20 protein-coding genes are annotated in these 23,445 nt (G+C 65.0%); 9 read left to right on the plus strand and 11 right to left on the minus strand.

The features are described 5' to 3' along the window. Window positions 1-38: 38 nt before the first annotated feature. The 9 genes from metK (at window position 39) to Q0K62_RS01430 (ending at window position 11,636) form a co-directional block, all read left to right on the plus strand. The gene (gene metK, locus Q0K62_RS01390; protein WP_297316196.1) at window positions 39-1,259 is read left to right on the plus strand and encodes a methionine adenosyltransferase; all 1,221 of its coding nucleotides are present in this window, start codon (window positions 39-41) and stop codon (window positions 1,257-1,259) included. Window positions 1,260-1,528: 269 nt separating this feature from the next. Beyond that, complete coding sequence (locus tag Q0K62_RS01395) at window positions 1,529-3,832, plus strand: primosomal protein N' (RefSeq protein WP_297316197.1); 2,304 nt, start codon at window positions 1,529-1,531, stop codon at window positions 3,830-3,832. A 73-nt stretch (window positions 3,833-3,905) separates the two neighbouring features. Then, a complete protein-coding gene (locus tag Q0K62_RS01400) occupies window positions 3,906-4,610 on the plus strand; it encodes an HAD family phosphatase (RefSeq protein ID WP_297316198.1) in 705 nt (234 codons plus the stop codon). A gap of 73 nt (window positions 4,611-4,683) precedes the next feature. Further along, window positions 4,684-5,655, plus strand: coding sequence for a methionyl-tRNA formyltransferase (gene fmt, locus Q0K62_RS01405; protein ID WP_297316243.1), 972 nt, complete (start codon window positions 4,684-4,686; stop codon window positions 5,653-5,655). Between the two features lie 249 nt (window positions 5,656-5,904). Continuing rightward, complete coding sequence (gene arc / locus Q0K62_RS01410) at window positions 5,905-7,422, plus strand: proteasome ATPase (protein WP_297316244.1); 1,518 nt, start codon at window positions 5,905-5,907, stop codon at window positions 7,420-7,422. Continuing rightward, a complete protein-coding gene (gene dop / locus Q0K62_RS01415; protein ID WP_297316199.1) occupies window positions 7,419-9,014 on the plus strand; it encodes a depupylase/deamidase Dop in 1,596 nt (531 codons plus the stop codon). The genes arc and dop overlap by 4 nt, the downstream gene beginning before the upstream one ends. A 76-nt stretch (window positions 9,015-9,090) precedes the next feature. Beyond that, window positions 9,091-9,927, plus strand: a complete 837-nt coding sequence (locus tag Q0K62_RS01420; protein ID WP_297316200.1) for an inositol monophosphatase family protein — start codon at window positions 9,091-9,093, stop codon at window positions 9,925-9,927. Window positions 9,928-10,007: 80 nt separating this feature from the next. Next, complete coding sequence (locus Q0K62_RS01425; protein WP_297316201.1) at window positions 10,008-10,211, plus strand: ubiquitin-like protein Pup; 204 nt, start codon at window positions 10,008-10,010, stop codon at window positions 10,209-10,211. A gap of 3 nt (window positions 10,212-10,214) precedes the next feature. Next, window positions 10,215-11,636: a proteasome accessory factor PafA2 family protein gene (locus Q0K62_RS01430; protein WP_297316202.1), complete on the plus strand. Its 1,422-nt coding sequence runs from the start codon at window positions 10,215-10,217 to the stop codon at window positions 11,634-11,636. Window positions 11,637-11,743: 107 nt separating this feature from the next. Here Q0K62_RS01430 and Q0K62_RS01435 read toward each other — a convergent pair whose 3' ends face one another. The 11 genes from Q0K62_RS01435 to Q0K62_RS01485 form a co-directional block, all read right to left on the minus strand. After that, the gene (locus Q0K62_RS01435; RefSeq protein WP_297316203.1) at window positions 11,744-12,031 is read right to left on the minus strand and encodes an HU family DNA-binding protein; all 288 of its coding nucleotides are present in this window, start codon (window positions 12,029-12,031) and stop codon (window positions 11,744-11,746) included. Window positions 12,032-12,256: 225 nt separating this feature from the next. After that, the gene (locus tag Q0K62_RS01440; protein ID WP_297316204.1) at window positions 12,257-14,725 is read right to left on the minus strand and encodes a lysylphosphatidylglycerol synthase transmembrane domain-containing protein; all 2,469 of its coding nucleotides are present in this window, start codon (window positions 14,723-14,725) and stop codon (window positions 12,257-12,259) included. 2 nt (window positions 14,726-14,727) lie between these two features. Continuing rightward, on the minus strand, window positions 14,728-16,173 hold the full coding sequence (purB, locus tag Q0K62_RS01445; protein WP_297316205.1) for an adenylosuccinate lyase: 1,446 nt from the start codon (window positions 16,171-16,173) through the stop codon (window positions 14,728-14,730). Between the two features lie 79 nt (window positions 16,174-16,252). Beyond that, window positions 16,253-17,674: a hypothetical protein gene (locus Q0K62_RS01450; protein ID WP_297316206.1), complete on the minus strand. Its 1,422-nt coding sequence runs from the start codon at window positions 17,672-17,674 to the stop codon at window positions 16,253-16,255. Beyond that, a complete protein-coding gene (locus Q0K62_RS01455) occupies window positions 17,671-17,997 on the minus strand; it encodes a hypothetical protein (RefSeq protein ID WP_297316207.1) in 327 nt (108 codons plus the stop codon). Before Q0K62_RS01455 ends, Q0K62_RS01450 begins: the two co-directional genes overlap by 4 nt. Window positions 17,998-18,097: 100 nt before the next feature. Next, the gene (locus tag Q0K62_RS01460) at window positions 18,098-18,682 is read right to left on the minus strand and encodes a DUF6466 family protein (RefSeq protein ID WP_297316208.1); all 585 of its coding nucleotides are present in this window, start codon (window positions 18,680-18,682) and stop codon (window positions 18,098-18,100) included. Then, window positions 18,679-19,719 carry a vWA domain-containing protein gene (locus Q0K62_RS01465; RefSeq protein ID WP_297316245.1) on the minus strand — a complete coding sequence of 347 codons (1,041 nt, stop codon included), beginning with the start codon at window positions 19,717-19,719 and terminating at the stop codon, window positions 18,679-18,681. Before Q0K62_RS01465 ends, Q0K62_RS01460 begins: the two co-directional genes overlap by 4 nt. 5 nt (window positions 19,720-19,724) lie before the next feature. After that, a complete protein-coding gene (locus Q0K62_RS01470) occupies window positions 19,725-20,819 on the minus strand; it encodes a VWA domain-containing protein (RefSeq protein WP_297316209.1) in 1,095 nt (364 codons plus the stop codon). Beyond that, window positions 20,819-21,349 carry a hypothetical protein gene (locus tag Q0K62_RS01475; protein WP_297316210.1) on the minus strand — a complete coding sequence of 177 codons (531 nt, stop codon included), beginning with the start codon at window positions 21,347-21,349 and terminating at the stop codon, window positions 20,819-20,821. Before Q0K62_RS01475 ends, Q0K62_RS01470 begins: the two co-directional genes overlap by 1 nt. Further along, window positions 21,346-22,323: a DUF58 domain-containing protein gene (locus Q0K62_RS01480; protein ID WP_297316211.1), complete on the minus strand. Its 978-nt coding sequence runs from the start codon at window positions 22,321-22,323 to the stop codon at window positions 21,346-21,348. The genes Q0K62_RS01475 and Q0K62_RS01480 overlap by 4 nt, the downstream gene beginning before the upstream one ends. Further along, window positions 22,320-23,375, minus strand: a complete 1,056-nt coding sequence (locus Q0K62_RS01485; RefSeq protein ID WP_297316212.1) for a MoxR family ATPase — start codon at window positions 23,373-23,375, stop codon at window positions 22,320-22,322. Before Q0K62_RS01485 ends, Q0K62_RS01480 begins: the two co-directional genes overlap by 4 nt. Between the last annotated feature and the right edge of the window lie 70 nt (window positions 23,376-23,445).

Here is a 23,445-nt window from a genome sequence, read left to right on the forward strand (position 1 = left end):
TGAACCAGTCGGTCATGTAGAAACAAGAGGTGGTTGTAATGGCAGAACGACGGCTGATTTCGGCTGAGTCCGTGACGGAGGGGCATCCCGACAAGGTCTGTGACCAGATCTCGGATGCCATCCTCGACGATCTGATCGCCCAGGATCCGCACTCCCATGTGGCTGTGGAGACCTCGGCCGCCACCGGTCTCTTCCTGGTCTTTGGTGAGGTCTCCTCCCAGGGGTACACGGACATCCAGAGCCAGGTCCGTTCCGTCCTGCGCCGGATCGGGTACACATCTTCCGACATAGGTCTGGATGCCGATTCGTGCGGGGTCACGGTCTCCTTGAGCGAGCAGAGTCAGGAGATCAACCAGGGCGTGGATCGCCTGACCGAGACCCGGGAGAGCGCCGCCACCCGCGAGGAGCGGTACGAATCCCAGGGGGCCGGCGACCAGGGCGTCATGTTCGGGTACGCCTGCGACGAGACCGACACCCTGATGCCTCTGCCCATCCACCTGGCCCATAAGCTGGCCTACCGCCTGGCCCGGGTCCGTAAGGAGGGTATCGTCCCCCACCTGCGTCCTGACGGGAAGACCCAGGTCACCATCGAATATGACGAGGATGACCGGCCTGTCCGTGTGGATACGGTTCTGATCTCGACCCAGCACGATCCCGAGGCCGACCATGATTGGCTTCAGGAGCAGCTGGTGGAGCATGTCATCACCCCCGTCCTCGATGAGGTCTGCGGGGATTCGATCGAACATCAGGGCTACCGTGTCCTGGTCAACCCGACGGGTTCCTTCATCCTGGGCGGCCCTGCAGCCGATGCCGGCCTGACCGGACGCAAGATCATCGTCGACACCTATGGTGGGGCTGCCCATCACGGTGGTGGCGCCTTCTCCGGCAAGGATCCCAGCAAGGTGGACCGTTCCGCGGCCTACGCAGCCCGCTGGGTGGCCAAGAACATCGTCGCCGCCGGTCTGGCGCACCGGGTTGAGGTGCAGGTGGCCTACGCCATCGGTGTGGCCGATCCGGTCAGCGTCAACGTGGAGACCTACGGGACCGAGGAGGGTGTGACCCGCGACCAGATCCAGGAGGCCGTCCGCAAGGTCTTCGATCTGAGGCCCGCCGCCATCATCGACGAGCTGGACCTCCTGCGCCCCATCTACTCCAAGACCGCTGCTTACGGACACTTCGGCCGCAACGATCCCGACTTCACCTGGGAGGGCGTCGACAAGGTGGGCGAGCTCAAGGCCGCCGTCGGCATGGCCAAGTAAGGCAAAGGGGCCGCGCGGATAGGGCGGGCCATAGAGGTTTTCATGGGCCACGGCACACTCCTGGAAGGATTCGGGGGTGGTCGTGGTCCCTTCATGTCGGTACGGATGGGTGCGGTGGACCGGTCGGGGGTGGTTGTTCTGTTCGAGCAGGGTCAGTGCGGGAGCGACCGTGTCCAAGCTCTTGCGGATATGCTGGAGGAGATCTGCGCGCCGAATCATGAACCCGACATGGCAAGGGGTGCCCATCATCACGTCAGGAGGTTGAGCCGATGAATCCGGAGGAGGCTCAGCAGCTGGCCCTGGATGGTCTGGCCCCGAGGAAACCGCGCCGGACACGTGCCACCAAGCAGCATGTACCGGCCGATCGGGATCCGGTGGCCCAGGTGGTCCTGAACGTCCAGGCCACCCACCTGGGCGGTACTTTTGACTACCTGGTCGACCGGGATCAGGACCAGGGTGCCCAGCCCGGATCCCTGGTCAGGGTGCGCTTCGGCCGTCAACTGATCAACGGGGTGATCTGGGGAAGGCAAGGGACCAGCCAGGTCCCGGCCTCATCCCTCCGGTATCTGGAACGGGTCATCATTCCCCATGCCCTGGTCTCGGCCTCCCTGCGTGAGGACATCACCGGGATAGCCCGGGCTTACGGGGGGACCGAGGCCAACATCCTCCGTCTGGCCGTACCGCCCCGGGTTGCCCGGATCGACAAGGAGCAGCAACTGGTCCCCGGACAGCCCCGCCTGGCCTCCGACATGGACGGGGTGGCCCGGCTGGACCGCGTCACGGCCGGGGTCAGGGAGGACCTGAATCGGGATTACGACCGGCTGGGGGAATTCGCCCAGGCCCTGCAATCGCAGACCTTTGCCTCCTTCCTGGCGGATATCGGTCCCGGTCCGGGGCGTGCCGAACTCCTGGCGGCCTGGTCCCTGGTCGAGGCCCTTCTGGCCGGAAGGTCGGCCGTCATGGTCCTGCCTGATATGCGGGCGGTCGAGCACCTTTCCTCCACCCTTCAGGCCTTGGGGCTGGCGCCCTTTGGACCACGGACCGGTGGCATCGGCGATTCGGGCGGGCCGGGCTGGGCGGGCGATTACGCCATTCTGGATTCCTCGATGGCCCCGGCCGAGCGATACCGGTCCTACCTGGCCCTGGCCTCAGGGCAGGTGCGGTGCGTCATCGGACTCCGTGCGGCCATGTATGCCCCGGTCGAGGGCCCGGCCCTCTTCGCCCTGATGGATGATGCCGCCTACCAGAGTGCGGATGGGATGATGCCCTATGCCAACGCCCGGGGGGTTCTGAGGTTGCGGGCCAAGACCCATGGCGGTGTCTTCCTGGTCTTGGCCCGGTCCAGGAGCGTCCGATCCCAGTGGGAGAGCGGGCCCTTGGCCAAAGAGGTCGATTCCGGCGTCACCGGTCCGATTCGTCCCCTGCATTCCTCGGACACCCCGGGCAGGGCGCGCCTGCCCTGGGTCAGATGGCTGAACCGTGAGGAACTGACCCGTCTGGCCGACCCCACCATCGGCGCCAGGGTTCCCCATACGGCTGTTTCCGCTCTTCGCAAGGCCCTGGACGCAGGACCCGTCCTCCTCTCCATACCCCAGGATGGCTTCAGCCAGGCCTTGAGTTGCGCCCGTTGCCACCGCCAGGCACGGTGCCCCAGGTGTACCGGACCCCTCCAGTCCACCCGCGAAGCCGTGCCCCGCTGTGCCTGGTGCGGTGTTGCCGCCACCAACTGGACCTGCCCGGTCTGCGGCGGGGAGCGGCTGCGGGTGGTCAGGGTCGGGGCGGCAGGCACCGCCCAGGAGCTGAGGATGCTCTTCAGGAATGTCCCCATCCTTATTTCATCACCCAGCCAACCCCGGGGTCCGGTTTCCGAGGTGGACCAGAAGTCCCGTCTGGTCATCGCCACACCGGGAGCCGAGCCGATCGTGGTTCCGCGGCGCGGGGCCGACGACCAGGGTGCTGTCGACGGCGTGCATTCCGATTCCCTGGATCACAGGCCCGGATATGCGGCCATCGCCATCCTGGATGCCTGGACCAGCCTGTACGCCCAGGGGGTGGATGCCCGTATCGACACCCTCTCCGACTGGATGCGAACCGCCTCCCTCTGCCGACCTCGGGATCAGGGCGGCCAGGTATTCCTCCTGGGCGAGACGGATCCGCAGTTGGCCCAGGCCCTGATTACCTGGAGGAGTCCCCTCCTGGCCGGGGCCGAGCTGGACGATCGACGGGTGACCGGCATGCCGCCCGCCTACTCCCTGGCCACCATCTGGGGAGGGCGGAGGGCCGTGACATGGATTCTCGACAGGATCGGAGCCGCCACCGGTGACCTGGCCCTGCTCAAGACCGAGGAGGGGGAGGTCCCCGCCACCCTGGGTCCGGTGCCCATACCGCCCCCTAGGACCCTCGTGGCCCGTCAGTTGGAAGGAACCCAGGATCGGGTCAGGGCCCTGGTCAGGGTCACCACGGAGCAGCGTGACCTCCTGGCGGACCTGCTCAGGCGGGGCCTGTCCGAATACCTGGCCAAGCGGGGACGGGAGGAACTGAAGTTCCAGATGGACCCCAAGGACCTGACCTAGGCGGCCCTCGGGGGTCTATGAGGCATGCTTGCATGGAGGGGACGATGCAACGCGAGGAAAGGTGTCGAGAACGATGATTGGATGGCCCGGAGAGGTCGAGGTCCCCACTGATGTCATACTGGCCGATGACCAGGCCCGGTCGTCTCAGGGACGGCCCATCAGGCAGGTCATCTTCGACTTCGGCAACGTCCTGATCTACTGGAAACCGGAAATGGCCATGGTTTCCCGGTACGGTCCCGAATCCATCAGGGAGATGCTGGACAACGACAAGTCGGGGTTCTTCGATGCCAATAACATGATGGATGGTGGCGCTTCCTGCCGGGAGGCCCAGGCCTGGGTCCACGAGCGGCACGGTGCCCCCTGGGATCGCATGTTCACCTATTATTGCGAGAATTTCGTGGACTCCCTGACCGGTCCTGTGCCGGGGGCGCGGGTCCTGGTCAAGGACCTGAAGGCCCTGGGGGTCGGGGTCTGGGGCCTGTCGAACTGGGGCACCGAGCTCTTCCCCTACGCCTGGAAGCAGTACCCCATCCTGCATGACCTGGACGACCTGGTGGTCTCCGGCCCCGTCCATATGCGCAAGCCCCACCAGGACATCTACCAGTACGCCCTGCAGAAGTTCGGCATCAGGGCCGAGGATGCCCTCTTCATCGATGACAAGGGGATGAACGTGGTGGCTGCCAACCAGGCGGGCATCAGGAGCGTCTGCCTGAAGGATCCCTATAAACTCAGGACCCTCCTGATCGAATCTGGTTTGGACATACCCCAGGTCAAATGAAGGATGCCGATGATTGGCCTGGGCGGCTTGCCTTCCCGGCCGACGGCGGAATGCGGAGGAGTGAATCCATATGGTGATGAAGATCTTGTTTGCGGGTACACCGGATGTGGCCCTGCCCTCCCTGAGGCTCCTGGCAGGTGACCAGGAGCACTTCCATGTTGTGGCTGTCCTGACCAGGCCGGATGCCCCCAAGGGGAGGGGTCGAAGGCTGGAGCCCAGTCCGGTCAAGGCGGCGGCCCTGGACCTGGGTATTCCCGTCATCGAGGCCGACCCCAAGGGGGTTGACTTCGTCGACCGACTTAGGCGGACCGGGGCCGAATACGCCGCCGTCGTGGCCTATGGGCAGATTCTGAAGAAGCCCGTCCTGGACGCCATGCCGGGGGGCTGGTATAACCTCCACTTCTCCCTCCTGCCCCAGTGGAGGGGGGCTGCTCCTGTGCAACGGGCCATCTGGTCGGGGGAGACGATTACCGGGGCCACGGTCTTCCGCCTGACCCCAGGTATGGATGAGGGGCCCATCCTGGCCCAGTCCACCGTGGAGATCGGACCACATGAGACCTCAGGTCAGCTCCTGAACCGCCTGGCCGAGGATGGATCCCACCTCCTGGCGGCCTCCCTGGAGGCACTGGCGGAGGGGAGGGTCCTCCCTGTCGACCAGCCCCACGGTGCCTATGAGGTGGCCAGAAAGGTCACCAGCCAGGATGCCCACATCAGGTTCGACCTGCCCGTCTTCGCCCCTGACCGGCAGATCCGGGCCTGCACACCCAACCCAGGGGCCTGGTGCCAGGTGCATGAGGACGGGAAAGGCGGGAGCCGGGTCACTCAGGTCAAGGTCCTGGAGGCCGCGCCTGCCCGCCCCGACCAGTCCGGATTGCCGGAGGGGCTGAGACCGGGTTGTCTGTATATGACCAAGAAACACATCTGGGTGGGGACCTCTTCGGCCCCCCTGGAGCTCCTCCAGGTCAAGGCCGCCGGGAAGAAGGCCATGCGGGCCATCGACTGGGCCAGGGGTGCGCGGTTGGAAAACGGGGCCTACTGCGACTGATGGACCCAGGTCCTGCCGGGGAATCCCGGCCACCAGCATGCGGGCCCCCGACCACCGGCGGGGCCTGGACGCGGTTAGCATCGGGGAAGAGGAAGGTCGGTTCCTGTAGGTTCCGACCAGGTCGAGGAGGATATGGTGAGTGGACAAGATCACGGGGTTCCCGATGGGGGTCTGCACCCGGATGGCTCGCCCCTGACCGGACCCGCGGATGCCCAGGAAGAAGGCTTTCCCCAGGACCAGGCGGCCGCCATGGATGCCCTCAGGGAGCGTAACCATGCCCTGGTCCAGGCTCTGAACCGGGCCGGTAAGGAACTGACCAAGGCCAAGACCCAGTTGGCCCAGATGGCCTCACCACCCATGAACCTTGCCCTGGCCCTGGGGGTGGATTCGGTTTCCTTCGATGAGATGGGTGTCCAGCATGCCAACCTGGAGGTCCTCTATGGGTCCCGCAGGATGGTTCTGGCCCTGGCGCCCGGGGTGAGGGCCGACAGGGTCAGGCCGGGGCAGACCCTGCTGCTGGACGAGAACATGGTGGTCGTCCAGGTGCGCGACCAGGCAGGAAGCGGACCACTCCGCCAGGTCAGCCGGATCATGGATTCCGGTGCCCTGGTCGTCCAGGACACCTCGGGTGCCTCCAGCCTGGTCGAACGATCCGGTGCCCTGATGGACACGGACCTGAGCGTGGGCAACCAGGTCATGGTCGATCCCTCCGGGCAGATGGCCCTGGCCCTGGTTCCCGAGGAGGACCGGAACGACCTGGTCCTGGAGGAGGTGCCGGATGTCACCTTTGCCGACATCGGCGGCCTGGACCGGCAGATCGACCGGATTCGTGACGCCATCCAGCTTCCCTTCCTCCACAAGGACCTCTTCCGCCGTTTCGCCCTCAACCCACCCAAGGGCCTCCTCCTCTACGGTCCCCCCGGCAACGGGAAGACCATGATCGCCAAGGCCGTGGCCAACAGCCTGGCCAGGGGGTCGGGCACCCGGGGCGTCTTCCTTTCGGTCAAGGGGCCGGAGCTGCTCAACAAGTTCGTCGGGGAGTCGGAACGGCTCATGCGGCGGATCTTCGAGCGGGCACGCCAGCGCGCCGGCCAGGGTGGGCCGGTCATCGTCTTCATCGACGAGATGGACTCCCTCCTGCGCACCAGGGGGTCGGGCATCTCATCGGACGTGGAAACCACGATCGTCCCCCAGTTCCTGGCCGAACTGGATGGGGTCGAAGCCCTGGATAATGTCATGGTCATCGGAGCCTCCAACAGGATCGACATGATCGACCCCGCCGTGTTGCGGCCGGGCCGGTTGGATGTGAAAGTCCGTATCGACCGGCCTGGTCGGGAGGCGGCCGCCTCCATACTCTCCCGGTACGTGACCTCTGACCTTCCCCTGGCGGCCGGAACGAGCGGGGGTGACCTGGTCCAGGTCCTGGTCAGGGATGTCTACCGCCAGGACCCGGGCCGGAAGGTCTGCGATCTGCTTGACCAGGATGGCCGGTGGAACCCGCTGTACATGAGCCAGCTGATCTCGGGCGCCATGTTGCGCAACATCGTGGACAGGGCCAAGACCATGGCCGTCAAGGACTCCATCCGTCAGGACAGGGAGGTCGGTCTGGATGCCGACCGGTGCCTGAAGGCCGTCCAGGAGGAATACCTGGACATGCTCGACTCCGTGGGCGACCAGAATCCCGAGCAATGGGCCCGTACCGCCGGGCTGACCGCAGGGCGGGTGAGTGACATCCGTCTGGTCGACAGAGCCGGGGCCGAGTCATGAGGGTGGAGCGCGTGGTCGGCACCGAAACCGAGTACGCCATTGCGACCGGGGACGGGTCACGGGCCAACCCGGTGGCTCTCTCCCTGGAGCTGGTCCGGGCGGCTGCCGACCCAGCGCGCTCGCGCATCCACTGGGATTATGGCCGGGAGGACCCGGTCAACGATGCCCGCTCCGGACGTCTGCCCAGGGCCATGGCCAGACCGAGCATGCTGACGGATTCGCCCCAGGCCGCCCTGATCAACGTCCTGGCCCCCAACGGGGGCCGTATCTACGTCGATCACGCCCACCCAGAGTATTCCTCTCCCGAAACCACGGACCCCTTCCAGGCGCTGACCTATGACCGGGCCGGCGACCTCCTCATGGCCCAGGCGGCAGCACGTGCCGGTCAGGGGGGCGAGGGCCACGGCCTGCGACTCTACAAGAACAACGTGGACGGGAAGGGGGCCTGCTGGGGGACCCATGAGAACTACCTGATGGACCGTTCCGTGCCCTTTGCCCGGGTGGCGGCCCTGATGACCATCCACTTCGTGACCCGCCAGATCTTCACCGGTTCCGGCAGGGTGGGCCTGGGATCCGAGGGGAGGGGGTCCGGCTACCAGATAGGGCAGCGGGCCGACTACCTCCAATCCAGAATTGGTCTGCAGACCACCTTCGACCGGCCCATCATCAACACCAGGGACGAATCCCACAGCACCGCCTCCACCCGGCGGTTCCATGTCATCGCCGGGGATGCCAACCGGATGGACCTGCCCCAGGTCCTCAAGGTGGGGACGACCAGTATGCTCCTGGCCCTCCTGGAGGATGCCGAGACCGCCGGGTTCGACCTTGATGCCCTCCTGGGGCGTCTGGCCATGGACGATCCGGTGGCGGCCGTGCGGGTCGTCTCCCGGGATCTGAGCCTCAAGGAGCCTCTGGCCCTGGAATCGGGCAGGCGGGAATCCGCCCTGGAGATTCAGTATGACCTCCTCGAAGGGGTCTGCCAGGCGGGTGCGGCCCTCTATGGAAGGGACGGGGAGGGGCAACCCGCCTGGCCCGGTGAGGCCACCGGGAGGGTCATGGAACTCTGGAGAGGGGCCCTGGAGGATCTGGACCAGGTCCGCGGGGCCGATGCGGATGGGCGGATGGGCATGACCGCCCAGGCCGGTCGTTTGGAGTGGCTCTTGAAGTGGCAGCTCCTGGAGGGCCTGCGCCGTCGTCGTTCCATTCGGGATTGGGCCGACCCCCGCCTGGCTGCCCTGGACATCGAATGGGCCCGCCTTGACCCGGGGCATGACCTGCCTTCCCGCCTTGCAACCCGCATCCAGTCAGCGGTATCTCCGGAAGCGGTCGAGGCCGCCACCGACCAGGCGCCCGCCGGCACCAGGGCCTGGTTCAGATCCCGCCTCCTGCACGACTGCCCCGAAGTCATCCGGTCCATGTCCTGGAGCCGGGTGGTCCTGGCCGACCCGGATGGGGATGAAGGGCAGGCCCTGGACATGGACTTGACCGACCCGACAGGCCACACCGAAGCCGATTGCCGGGGACTATTGGAACATTCTGGGAATATTGGCCGGTGGCTCCTCAAGGGGGAGGGACGCGACCTATACTGCTGATATCGGATGAGCGGGGTCAAGCCAATGGATGGATTCGTCCTGGTACTTCTGCCGGGCCGATGTGAAAGAGAGAAATATGGAATTGCGTGAATTGGCCATGCAGGTCGCCACCATAGCGGTCGAGGCCGGTCGTCATGCCCTCCAGGACCAGATCAACCCCCACGATCCTCGAAGCACCTCGGCCATCGACCGGGGCACCCAGTTCTCCTCCGGTATCGACACCCGTCTGATTCGCTACTGCCGGACCAAGATCGCCAACCTGGAGCCCTTCGACGGGTTCTGGGAGGAGGAGGCCGGCAACCGCAGGCCAGGCGGTCGGTACTGGTGCTTGGGCCACATTGATGGGCCGGTCAACTATGTCAGGAACATGGCCGAGTGGACCGTCACCATCTCCCTCTTCGCGGTTGACGGGACCGGGCACGCGTCGCCGGTCATGGGCATTGTCCACGCCCCGGTCCTGGGGCTGACCTACCTCGCCGCCAAGGGCGAGGGGGCCATCCGCATCAGGCGGACCATCGTGGGCGACAAACGGGAGAAGATCATCCCCTCCACCATGGATACCCTCAAGGGGTCGGTCATCAGCTTCGGAATGTCATACTTCCCCAATGAATCCGAGCAGGTCCTTCAGATCGTCTCCCGTATGGCCGGTAAACCTGCCGATATCAAGCGTGTGGGGCCCGTTTCCCTGGACCTCTGCCGGGTGGCTGACGGCAGCTACGACGCCTACTTCGAGCCTGCCCTTCATTCCTGGGACATCCCCGCCGTCTCCGCGGCCGCAGTGGTGGTCCGCGAAGCCAAGGGGACCCTCTGGCGGTGGGACGGCGGCCACGTCCGCTGGGAGGGCAGCAACGACGTCGTGGCGACCAATGGCCTGATGGACAAGGAACTGGGTTCCTATCTGGTATCCGACTAGTCCCGGGCGGTCGAAAGCGGTATAAGGGATGGTGGGCGTACCCGGAAATAACCAGGTCGCCACGATAGGAGGTCAGGATCATGCCACAGGAGTTCAGCCGGCTTTCGTCTTCAGCCCGGTCGGGGCAGGAGCAGACGGAGGAGGATACAGGGACCGCCGGTGCTTCGGCCCGGGCCCGGACCCAGGACACTTCCCTGGATTCCGTCCTGGACGACATCGAATCCACCTTGGAGGACAACGCCGAAGAGTACGTCAAGGGGTTCGTGCAAAAGGGCGGTGAGTAACTGATGGACCGGGCTCCAGGCATCGATCACCGTCGTATCTTCGGCATCGAGACCGAATACGGGGTCAGCCTGACCGGTGGCGACGGGGACTGCAGCGCCGGGCAGGTGGCCATGGCCATGTTCCGGAGCCTGGTGGAACGGAACCGGTCCACCAATATCTACCTTTCCAACGGGGCCCGGCTGTATCTGGACGTCGGTTCCCATCCCGAATACGCCACGGCAGAGGCCCTGACTCCCATGGATGCCCTGATCCAGGACCTGGCGGGGGAGCGGATCATGGCGAATCTGGCCCGTCAGGCCGGATCCATCCTGGCGGACCGGTTGGGGCCGGGCGCCCGGGTGCACGTATTCAAGAACAACGTCGATGCCCGGGGGCACTCCTTCGGGTGCCACGAGAACTACCTCCTGCGCCGTCAGGTCCCCCTGGAGATGGTCCGCGGGCAGCTGGTGCCCTTCCTGGTGACCCGGCAGCTCTTCACCGGGGCCGGACGGTTGGGCGAGGATGGTTTCCAGCTCAGTCAGCGGGCGGATTTCCTGGATGAGGCCGTTTCCTCGGCCACGACCCGTGCCCGCCCCATGGTCAATACCCGCGACGAGCCCCATGCCGACCCCGACCGGTATCGGCGCCTGCACGTCATCCTCGGGGATTCCAACCGTTCCCAGACGGTCACCTGGCTCAAGCTGGCCACCACCCATCTGGTCCTGGGCCTGATCGAGGAGGAAGTCCTGGCCGGGAGGTCCATCCCCTTCGGTGACTGTGCCCTGGCCGATCCGGGTGCAGCCATGAGGTCGGTCAGCAGGGACAGGAACGGCAGGGTTCCCCTGGACCTGGAGGGTGGCGGGACCGTATCAGCCCTGGATCTGCAGAACCGGTACTGGGAGGCCTGCAGGGCCTATATCGATGATTCCGGCGATCAGACCGGGGTGGGCATTCCCATGGTCGGAAAGGTCCTGGTCCTGTGGCGTGCGGCCCTGGATGCCCTGGATGCCGGTCGCTGGGAGGATCTGGCCGACTGGGTCGATTGGGCCGCCAAACTCAGGCTCCTCAAGGGGGAGGAGGCGCGCGGGGCCGATCCCCTCAAGGCCAGGCGTCTGGACCTGGACTACCACGACATCGCCTCCGGCCGGTCCTATGGGGCCCTGGTCCGGCATGGGATGATGCGCACCCTGGTGGACGACCATCGCATAGGGGAGGCCCTGCGGACGCCCCCACAGACCACCAGGGCGCGGCTGCGGGGAAACTTCGTGGCCAGGGCGGAGACGACGCCCCTCCAGTGGTCCTGCGACTGGACCCGCCTGGTCCTCCAGGGCAACCACCGGCATGAGGTGAGGCTGATGGACCCCTTTGCCCATGAGTCTGACGAGGCTTATCTGGCCATGATGGGAGAGCTGGCCCAGGACCGGGCGGTGTTCGATCCCGTCTGAATGCCGCTGCCGGTCACTGGCCGCCCACTGGGAGGTCCGGGCGGGGATACGCAAACAGGCCCGGCCCATAAGGGCCGGGCCTGTTGAAAACCGGTGAGGTCGTCAGCTCACTTCTTGTTGGAAACAGCCTTCTTCAACAGGGAACCAGCGGAGATACGGACGCCGTAGCTCGCGGGAATCTTGATGGTCTCGCCCGTGCGGGGGTTGCGGCCGGTACGAGCGGCACGCTTGACGCGCTCGGCAGAGAAGAGACCGGTGAGTTTCAGGCCCTCTCCGGACTTCATGGCCTCAACGAAGACATCCTGGAAGGCGTTGACGGCCGCTTCGGCCTGGGCCTTGGTCAGATTCGACTTCTGAGCAATCTTCGAGACAAGATCAGATTTGTTGTATGCCATAGAGCATCCTTCTTTCGGGGGCTCCCCTGCTTCCTTTGTTGTGGAAAGCCCAACGGTCAATGACTGATATTAGCGCAGATGGGGGTCAAGCACCGCATTTTTCGGGGGTTTCCCGGTATTTCCGCTTCATTTTCTTTCCAAGTTTCACGTTTCGGACCATTTCAGACCTCCAAATGACCATTCGGGACTCGGATTCGGCCCAGGATAAGGCTAAAACCCCAATGCTCAGATCAGATTGCGTCGGCTGAGCCAGCGCATGGCCAGGGCACCAAGTGGGATGCGTAGCCAGTAGTTGGCCACACGGAAGACCAGGGTGGCCGATATGGCGACACCGGAGGGAACCCCGGCCAGTCGGAAGGCCGAGAAGAGCACCGCCTCTATGGCACCCAATCCGCCGGGGGTGGGCACGGCCGATCCCAGGGTGTTGGCCAGGAGGAAGACGAAGGTGGTCTCGAAGATGTTCGTCCTGCACCCGAAGGCCATCAGGGCGGCCCAGAAGCTCAGGCCCAGGGCGGCGGACTGGAGTACGGCCCCCGAGGCGGCCATCAGGAGCTGACGGGGTTGGGTCAGGATGTCGACCAAATGGCGCGCGTAGGAGGCCACGATGGGCATGAGGCGGTCCACGACCAGCCGCCTGGTGTAGGGGATGGCCATGGCCAGGGCGGCGACGATGGCCACCACCCCGATCACGATGACCAGGGTGTTGGTGGGAATCATCCCCGAGAGGGTGTTGCGGCCCGTGAAGAGGCCGATGACCACCAGGAGCACGAAAGTGGTGGCGAACTGGACCGCCACCACGGCGCTCATGATGGCTGTGGCCATGGTGTTGTCGTACCCGCTCCTGCGCAGGAACTGGAGATTGACAAAGGCCGGCCCCACGCCGGCTGGCATGGAGACCGAGGTGAAGGACGAGGCCACTTGGGAAAGGAAGATGCCGCGCAGGTTGCGTTTCCTCTTGTCGATGAAGACACCCAGGGTGACGGCGCATCCCACCCAGGAGAAGGACCCCAGTATGAAGGAAAGGCCGACCACCCAGGGGTTGGCGTTGCGGACGGCCTGGATGACCTGTTGGAGGTTGAACTGGGTGAGGATGACGATGGCCGCCACAACCAGGAGGGCAAGGGCCAGGAAGCTGCGCAGGCTGAACCTGGACAGGCTGACCTGGTCCATGGACCCGACGGACTCCGGTGGCGCCATGGCCCGTAGCCGTGCACGCAGGTCCGACATGACCTGCCTGTCCCATCCGGGCAGGGCCTGGGTCTGTGCGGGGATGGCCACCATCTGCACAAAGGGGGTCAGGGCGACCATGGTCGTCTCGCCCCAGGATTCCAAGCCGATCCGGACTGCCTCCTCGACGCTCAGGGCGGCGGTCATCAGGCTGAGGAGCTGGACCCGGTCCAGGGCCGTATTGGCCGAGGAGCTGGCGCTGTCGCCGTTTTCCCAGCCGGCGATGACCGCATGGCCCTCCCTGTCCATGGCCAAGGTGCTCGGAGTGATGCGCCGATGGGTGTAGCCGCGACCGTTGGCCTTGTCCAGGAAGTCCATGAGCTGACGGGCCTGGTCCGCATCCAGGTGGTCCAGGTCGATGGGGGTCAGGTGGATGTCGTCATGGAAGACCAGGATGGAGGACTCGGCGTTCTCGGCCAGGCCGTAGGGGTGGAGGGCGGGAAGCCCCAGGTCACGCAGCTCGAACAGGACGGCCATGTGATGCTGCATGGAGTCCCTGACGGACCTGTCCCGACGCATGGAGACACCGGAGAGCTTGATCCACTGCCAGATCTGCATCAGGTATCCGGCCGTGTGGAGCTGGCCGTCCATGACTGAAATCGTGTAGGCAGTGCCTGCCTTGTCCCTGGCCCTGTAGATTCTCGAGGCCTCGATCAGGTCGTCATCCAGGCAGGGGATGGGTTGTCCATCCGCGTCCATGGTGGCATCCACGCGGGTAAGCTCGGCCAGGTCGATGCCGATGGAGGCCACGGCCTGGACCACCCCATCCCCCCAGGCGCCCTTGCTCTGGGTGCCTGCGATGTAGCGGATGACCATGCCGGTCATCCGGCCCAGGAGGAGGGATACCAGGACCCCGCTGGCCGAATTGGACGAGATGATGACCATGATGACGGCCACCACATACAGGGCGTTCCACCCCCACTTGACCGTGCTGCGCAGGCGACGGGGTCCTGCCGCGCTCAGGAAGGCGGCCAGGCCGGCGTAGATGTCGGGCAGGAGGACGGGTGAGCCAAAGGCGTTCTGGGAGCTGAAGGAGGCGATCAGGGTGGGGTTGTGGGTGGAGATGATCAGATTGGAGATGACCAGGATCAGCCCGTACCCCATGAACATGGCCAGGGGGGCGGTGATGGATTGGACCCATTCACGGTTGATCAGAAGATTGATCAGAACCGCCAGAACCACGGTCACGGTAACGGCCTGCTGGAGGAAGTTGGTGGGCACATCCATGAGCCAATCCATGGCGTTGCCCGCCTGCCGCATATCCGACTCGACGCCGGCCGCCGTCCCTTTCAGGTAGACGGCCGCCAGGGCTATCAGCAGGGCCATGATCAGCGAAGCCAGGGCCCGAAGCAGATCCTCGGCATCATGGACCCGCTGGGGTGGGGTATCCACGATGGTGGGTTTGTCGGTCACCGGGGATTGGCCCTCCCCGGACTTCTCCTGCTTTTGGTTGGGAACCTCGGTCATGGTCAGTCGCGATCGAAGTCCACCAATGTATCGGCGGCCCCGGTGTAGGAGGACGGAGTCAGGGACTTGAGCCTCCGGGCCGTTTCCGGATCCAGGTCCAGGGTGTCGATGAAGCGCTCGACATCCCCCCTGCCGATCCGGTGGCCTCGCATCAGCTCTTTGACCCGCTCATAGGGGTCCTCCATCCCGGCCCGGCCGGCAAGGCCAGCGGCCCGCATGGCGGTCTGGATGGGTTCACCCAGGACCTCCCAGTTGTTGTCCAGCTCCTCCTGCATGACCTGGGTGTTGGGGTGGATGGCCGCCAGGCCCCCCTTGAGGTTATCCAGGGCCAAAAGGCTGTATCCCAAGGCGGAACCGATGTTGCGCTGGGTGGTGGAATCGGTCAGATCGCGCTGCCACCTGGTCTCGGTCAGGGTGGCTGCCAGGGTGTCCAGGAGGGCGCAGGAGATCTCCAGGTTGGCCTCGGCGTTCTCGAAACGGATCGGATTGACCTTGTGGGGCATGGTGCTGGAGCCGGTGGCCCCTTTGACCGGTTCCTGGGCGAAGACGCCCCGGGAGATGTACATCCAGACATCAACGGCAAGGTTGTGCAGAATCCGTCCGGTGTGGCTGATGGTCGAGTAGAGCTCGGCCTGCCAGTCATGGGATTCGATCTGGGTCGTCAGGGGATTCCAGACCAGTCCCATGCGTCCGGTGACGAATTCCCTGGAGAGACGGACCCAATCCACGTCAGGGGCGGCGGCCAGGTGGGCGCCGAAGGTTCCGGTGGCCCCGTTGATCTTGCCCAGGTACTCCTGATGGCGGACCCGGTCCAGCTGTCGGCTGAGCCGGTGGACATAGACGGCCATCTCCTTGCCCAGGGTGGTGGGGGTGGCCGGCTGTCCATGGGTCAGGGCCAGCATGGGTAGGCCACGATGGGTGGTGGCCATCTCGGCCAGACGGTCCACAATGGCCTGGGCCGCAGGGAGCCAGACCTGCTCGACCGCGCCACGGATGCACCGGGCGTAGGAGAGGTTGTTGATGTCTTCGCTGGTGCAGGCGAAATGGACCAGCGCCTTCAACCGGGGCAGTTGCGTACCGGCGCCCAGGCTTCCCTCGGCCTTCTCCAGTCGGCGGTCCAGGTAATATTCCACCGCCTTGACGTCGTGGTGGGTCCGTGCTTCGATTTCCGCCAGTTCCTCGATACCCTGGTCGTCGAAATCCTCGGGGATGGCGCGCAGGTAGGCCTGCTCATCGGCGGTCAGGGGTTCGATGCCCGGAAGGATGGGCTGGTTGCCCTGGTCGGGGTACCCATTGGCGAGGAGAATCATCCATTCGACCTCGACCCGCATGCGCTCGCGGTTCAGGGCCGGCTCGCTGAGGTGGTCCACCAAGGGTGAGGTCTGCATGCGGTAACGCCCATCCAGAGGATTGAGGGCAATGGCAGGTGTGACTCGGCTCAGGTTCATGCCCCCCAGTCTAGGCGAAACCGCCAACCGGACGACATTCGCTCCCGGGCCCGTGTTCTCCGGCCTGACCTGTCATCCGTCAATCCCGTAACCTGCCCTGATAGTAGGTGGTCTCCACCAGGTCGCCACGGGTTGACCGGGCGAAGTGCTCATCCTGCTCGATGATTTTTGGTGACCCTTTGGCCAGGGCATTCTGCCAGGCCGCCCTCTGATAGTTCATGCCGTGGGTCGACTCCACGGTCCCCTTGGTGAATGGGACCGGTTGCCTGGAGTAGGGGGCGTTCGCCTGGGCCGGTGTGGTGCCTGCATCCCGGCCCCGGACCGTCAGCCGATGGTCCCGCTCGGTGTTGTCCCTGGCATCCAGGCTGGAGACCAGCTCCTCCTGCATCTCGACACTGGTGGTCCAGGTCTGCGGGGCTATGGGGTGGTTGCCGATGGGGGAGCCGGCCGTCACCACATGTTCGAATCGGTACCGGTCCGCCATGTCGCTGGCCAGGGTGGCTGCCACGATTCCGCCCTGGGAGTGCCCGACCAGACTGACCCGGTCTACAGGTGCCACCCCGGCCATGCCCATCGCCTCGGTCACCAGGCGGGTGGAGGCGGCCTGCGTGCGGGTGCCTGGCCTGTCGCTCATGAGCTGGAGATTCTGCCCCCAGCCGATGGCCGAGTCGGGGTGGGAACTAGTTCCAGGTATGTAGACCACCCAACGGATATCTCCATCAGCATCCCTGTACTTCTGCACGGCGATGGTGTCATAGGAGAAGCCCTGGTCACGGGAGCCCAGGCGTTGCAGGTTGCCCAGGGCCTGGTCAATGCAGTGGGCGCTTTCCAACCCGTCACCGCCCGGCCTGACCGGGGTCACTTCCAACCTGCGTTGAGAAGTGGGCATGGCCCGGCTCAGCCACTCCGAGAAATGACCTATGGGGGATCTGGAAAAGGGGACGAGTCGCTCAGACAGGGCCAGGATCGTGTCCTGATGGAGGGGTGAGGTCGTTTCCAGGAATTCCGCCAGACTGACCATGTGGCCTTTGACCAGGGAGTCCCCCAGATACGTGCAGAGGGTCATGACCGCCAGGGTCCTTATGTTTTCCAGGGGGTTGAATCTGACCGGACCGACAAGAACGGTCGCCAGTATGCCGGACATGCGCGATTCCGCCTCGGAATATAGGGAATAGGCCCCGGTCAGGGCTTCCGCCTGATCCGATAGGAGGGTGGTCAGGTCCTGGCAGTCATCGCATTGGGAATCGCAGGTTCTGATGGCGAAGTCGAAGGGGAAGACCGCGTGCCCGCCATCCTGGACCCGGCTTCCGTTCAGGGAGGGACAGGTCAGGGTCAGGCTCCTGCTCCTCGCCAATCCTAAATTGGTCAGGCTCCATCCCTCCTGGAGGGATGCGATGCTGATGGCGAACTGGTTGAGCTGGTCGGCCATCCGGGTCAGCTGTTCGAGTTGAACCCGGGTGTATCCATTGGATCCGACCTGCGAGGACACCTGCCGCATCATGGCCGGGTCTCTTCATCCAGGAGCTGTCTGGCCTGCATCAGTGAAGATGCCTGGTCATCGGCCAGGTCGGAGGCCCGGATCAGATTCTCCCTGAAGGCCCGGGCGGACTGGCCCTCCCAGTCGATGGCCCCGGCCTGGTCGATCAGGGCATGGGCATCATTGAGAACCTGTTCGGTCTGGTCGATCAGTGCGGTCATCATCCGGGAGCAACGGGCCACGCTCCGATGACAGTCGCAGGTGGATGCCTGGTCAAGGTCCGCCCCGGTCGTCCCTCCCGCGGGCTGACCGAAGAGGGTGGGTGGGATGAAGGGGGAATTGATCATATGCCCATCTCACCAGGGCCGAAAGGAGAGGAGCACCATCCGGGGTGGATGTGGTCAAATGTGCGTCGGAGGTCAGGCCTGCCTTGACGGTCTGCTTTACCTACCAGGGTTTGTCCGTCTTCTGGTCTTCCTTTGCATGGTCGGTCTGGGTGCCCCCCGATGGATCGTGGGTCTGCTGGCTCTGCTTCAGGATTTCATCCACCTTCTCCTGTTGGTCCTTGGTCAGCCCCTGCTGTCCCTGCTTGCCTGTGCCGGATTGCCCCGGGGAGCCTGCGAACCGCCCCGCGCCCCCCTTGGAGGCCTCCTGGCTGCGGAGCTGTCTGGTCGCCCGCCGGGTCAGCCTGTCGCTGACGGCCCGGCTCTGCTGTATGGTCTGCCTGGTCCCCGGCAGGAGAATCGGGCCCATGGATTCCGCCTGGTGAAAGAGCTGGTCGGTCTGCTCCTGGATGGCCTTGATCTTGGCCGGGTCGGCATCGGACCGGTTGGCCTCGGCGATGCTGGTGTTCAGGGAGTGGGTGGCTTGGTTGTAGGTGCTGATGGCGTTGATGTTGGTCAGGCCCCAGGCCGCGATCAGGGCCATGATCAGCCCCAGGAAGGCCAGGATTATTCTCGCTCCCAGCATCCTCTTCCCGCTCACGGTCTCCGTTCCGGTCGTCTCTGACGAATTGTGCGCTGCCGAGTTCATAGGAGCCTCCTTGAGGTCCTGATCCAGTCGGCCAGCTCCCAGATCAGGAGAATCACCTCCACCAGGGCCAGGGGCCAGATCAGCGGGGTGACGTGTCGGCGGATCTTGGTCACCGTGGTCACCCGATATTGCTTCGAGGCCTTGGCCGTGGTTCCCGAATCAAGGGTGCGGCCCTTGTCAAGATGTTCGAACGAACCGCTCATCTCGTCGGCCAGGGCCTTCAGGTTCTTCTGATCCATGGTGGAGATGCCGGGCTGACCGGTCTGGGGGTCCTTGACCCATTGATCATCACCCTCGGGGTGGGTGCCCTCAGTGCCCTCCAGGGTGTCCTGGCTGACGGGGATCCGGCCGCCCGTCGCGGATCCGGTTCCCAGCACGAAGGCGTCATCCAGGTAGGCGCGCAGGGTCGAGAAGGACCGCCGCGGATGGCTGCTCGTCTGTTCGCCATCGGTGATCAGGTAGAGGAGGATCCGGTCGTCGGGATGCTGCTGCCTGGTCTCCTTCATGGAGATGACCAGCTGATCCAGGGGGGCGTCCAGGTTGGACCCGGCCGACTGGGAGGTGGGTTCGGTCCGCAGACCCCGGCTCCAGTTTCCGATGGCCCGGTCATCCGGTGTCAGGGGGAGGTCCAGGGTGCCCGACATTCCGAAACGGAGGGCCGCAAAGGAGGCATCGGGGTAGGCCTTGGTCAGGTCGTCCACGGCCAGACGGGCGGCCTCCAGGCGCGAGATGTCGCTGTGGTCCCCGTAGGCGGCGTCCTTGACGGCCATGGAGCCGGTTACGTCGACGGCGATATAGACATCGGTGGCGTTGATGGCCCGGTTGGTGGTCTGGCTGACCACGCTGGGGGTCAGGACCATGAGGGCCAGCACCAGGACCATGACCGTCCGTCGAACCGTGGCCAGGGTCCCCGCATCCGTGTGCCCCTTGGCGCGGTGGTGCGTAATGGGGATGGCCGCGGCCAGGAGCAGGAGGAGGGCAGTCAGTATTCCCCCGCCCGTCCATCCCAGGGAGGGGTCCAGGGTCAGACCGTTCAGTATGTTCACCGCTTCAGCCTCCAGACCAGAATCAGGTATCCACCCAGGGCCAGGCTCATGGCCAGGACCCACCAGCCGGGGGAGTCCACCAGGCTGGACTGTCTGACGGTACCCGGGTCGCCCCCGTGTCGTCGCTCGATCTGCCGGACCAGGGAGGCGATGGAGTCACCGTTCTGCTGGACCAGGAAGATGCCCTGATGCGATTCGATCAGGCGACGCATCTCCTGGGTGCTCTCGTCCGAGAGGCTCTCCTTGGGGCCCGAGTAGAGACCATCCACGGCAATCCCGGTCCTGGCGGTCAGTTTGAGCGCCTCCTCCAGGGTGTAGGTGGGTTTGCCCGAGGTTACGTTGTCGGTGGCCAGAACCACCGAGGCGGCGCGGTCCTCGGCCTCCTCGCCCCTTCCCGACTCCTTGGTGGTGAAGCCGGGCAGGAGGGCGGCACAGCCGACCAGACCATCACCGATCAGGGAGGTGACATCCTTCCGGTTCTGGGTGCCCTCCAGCCAATCGCTGATGTCCTGGTACTGTTTATCGCTCATCTTGTCGATCTGGTCCTGGGACTGGACCCCCTTGAGGATCCGGTTGGCCCTGCGCAGTTCCTTGGTGACCATGTCGTAGTCGTCGGTCAGGGGGAAGACGGTCCGTGATGTGGAGTTGAAGATGCTCAGGGCGATTCGTTCCCCCTTGAACCTTCCGACCAGGTCCAGGTAGGAGACCAGGACCTCCCGGTCGTAGGGGAGGGTGGATCCGGAGACGTCCAGGCAGAGGACGATATCCCGGCTGTGCCCGGTTTCCTCGGTCGTATCTACGGTTGAGGGGCGCCCCGCCAGACAGATGCCGGCCAGGAGGGTCAGGACCAGAAGGAGACAGGCCAACCGGCCCAGGTTGCGCCACTGGTGGAAGAGACGGATGCCGGCCTCGGTGTTGAGGTCCTCATCCAGGCTCCAGACCTCGATGCGGGATCGCTCGTCTTGACCGGACTGCCTGGCCCGGTTCCGTCTGGCCTCCATCCAGAGGACCGCCAGGACCACCCCTATCGCAAGAACCAGGCCCAGGGCCATGATCCAGGGCCAACGCCAGGTCACCCGACCGATGTTCATCAGCGCCACCTTTCGATCAGGGACCGCACCCAGTTGGCGGCCTCATCCACGCCGACGGTGTCGCTGGCGGTAAGGCTCGCCGGAGAGGCGAATTCAGGGGGGTAGAGGGCATCGATGGTCTGACGGAGGAGGTCCAGGCCCTGTGAGGTGCTGTTGGTCCTGGGCTGGGTCTTGATTTCGGTCAGGGTCTTCGTGCTCATGTCCTGGTTCCAGGACTGGGAGGCGAATCGTCGGGCTATTCCCGCCAGGTCCTTCATGGCCTGGTCCCGGGTCAGTCTGCCGTCCCCATGGTCGGCCACCACCTGGTCGATTTGTCGCAGCCAGTCTTTTTTGGGGCTGACCGATGTATGGTTCCCCCTCTGGTCCTGGCCCCTTCTGTGGAACCTGGGTAGGAAGATGGCCAGGGCGATGGTCAGGACGGTCAGGAAAATGCAGGTCAGGGTAAGGCTGAGAAGCCACCTGGGTTCCTCCATGAAGGGAAGCGGCTGCATCTGCTGGGCGAGTATCGGTTGGTTCTGCATGCTTGTCACCGACCCGACCTCCCGGATATGGGAGCGGTGGTCGGACCCGCCGCGGAACGCCTGGCCGAATATCCGGCGGAAACCGTGGGGAGGGTGATCGACAGGAGGTGGATGAACTGTTCGAACATGGCCTGACTGGATTCGGCACGGACCAGGGTGGAACCGCTCCGCGCCAGTTCATGCCGCAGGGCCGCCGCCACATACCCACGGTGGACCGCCACTTCCTGGCCGGTCCGTTCGGTCCGGAGGAAGGCCGGAACCTTGCGTCCCGACTGTGCCTCAAGGATGGGGCCCAGGTCTTCCTCCGGACGGAGAGGGTTGAGTAGGCGAACCGAGGCCAGGCTCAGTGGGTGGGTCTGGGTCAGTCGACGAATCGTGGCCAGATGGTCCTCGTGCAGGGCGGTCTCGTCCGTGGCCAGGACCAGGAGGGCGTGTCGATCCCGGATCTTGAGGGCAAAATCCAGGAGGGCCCCGATGTTTCTGGAATCACTCCGGCGGTTCATGACGGCACGATCCAAGGTCTGTTCGAACCGGGCGAATCCTCCGCGGCAGGGTATGCGGGTGATGGTGGAACTGTCGGCCAAAACCAGACAGACCTCGTCGGAACGTCTCAGGGAGAGGGCTGCGAACATGCAGAGGGCATTGGCCGCCACCTGGATGGCCTCTTCCCCGCTGGGGCAGTTTCCGGTCATCTCGCGTCCCACGTCGAGGAGGAGCCAGACCTTGCTGGTCAGCTGTCGATCCTTGTCGACCACCATGGGCCTACCGGTCTTGGCGCTGGATTTCCAGTCGATCAGCCGGGTCTCGTCGCCGGGTTCGTAGGTTCGGATTCCGGCGATGTCGTAGCCGTTTCCCCGCATTACCGAGGGGTGTTCTCCCTCGAGGATACCCATGGCCTTGCGCACGGTCGGCAGGCTCATGCTGGACCCCAGCGCTTCGATTCGCCTCCGGACCGGGTCCCGGTGCCCAAGGTCATGGATCATGGTACGGGTACCGTTTCCAGGATCGTATCGACGATGTCGTCGCTGCTGACCCCGTCGGCCATGGCCTCGAAGGTGAGCAGGATGCGGTGGCGGAGGACCTGGTGGGCGAATCCTTTCAGGTCTTCGGGAACCACGAAGTCACGGCCGCTGATCAGGGCGTGGGCCTGACCGATGCGAATCAGGGCGATCGAGGCCCTGGGGCTGGCACCGAGACGGACCTGTGAGGAAAGACCCTGAATGGGTTTGGGGCCGTCGCCGCGGCTGGTGGCCGCCAGATCGACCGCATACCGCATGATCGGCTCGGCCACGTGGACCCGACGTGCGTTGCGACGGAGGAACTCCACGTCGGCGATGGTCAGCCTGCCCTGGTCGTCGGCCAGGGGCATGTCGGTGCCCCGGCTGGCCAGGAGCTGGAGCATCCGGGTTTCCTGGTCCGTGTCCGGGTAGGTCATGACGGCCTTGAGCATGAACCTGTCCATCTGGGCCTCGGGCAGGTTGTAGGTGCCCTCCTCCTCGATGGGGTTCTGGGTGGCGATGACCATGAAGGGCTGGGGAAGGTCGATCCGCTGCCCGCCGATGGTGGTGGCCCCCTCCGCCATGGCCTCCAACATGGCCGACTGGGTCTTGGCGTTGGAGCGGTTGATCTCGTCAAGGAGGACGAAGTTGGCGTGGATGGGTCCCAGCTTGGTGGAGAAACGTTGGTTGGAGAAGTCATAGACCTGGGTGCCCACCAGGTCGGAGGGCATCAGGTCTGGGGTGCACTGGACCCGCTTGAAGCTGCCTGAGACCGATGTGGCCAGGGTCTGGGCGGCAGTGGTCTTGGCCAGGCCCGGCACGGACTCGATCAGGATGTGTCCCGAGGCCACCAGGGTCACGATCAGCGCCTCGCGCAGTCCCTCCTGGCCAACCAGGTTTTTGGCGAACCGGGTTCGAATCCGGTCGACCAGCTGTCGGGAACGTTGCAGGTCGTCGCTGCTGACCAGGGTCGTGGCCTGGCCCCGATGGGGCTGGACCGGTTGCTGTGCACTTGGTCTTGGTGGGAATAAAGCCATAGGTGCCATGGTAATGGTCTTTCCTGACGAGGAGGGCGAAGGCCACCTTGGATGGCCCCCTGCCGGGGAG

The organism is uncultured Bifidobacterium sp. (assembly GCF_945269915.1).
GTDB lineage: Bacteria > Actinomycetota > Actinomycetes > Actinomycetales > Bifidobacteriaceae > Bombiscardovia > Bombiscardovia indica.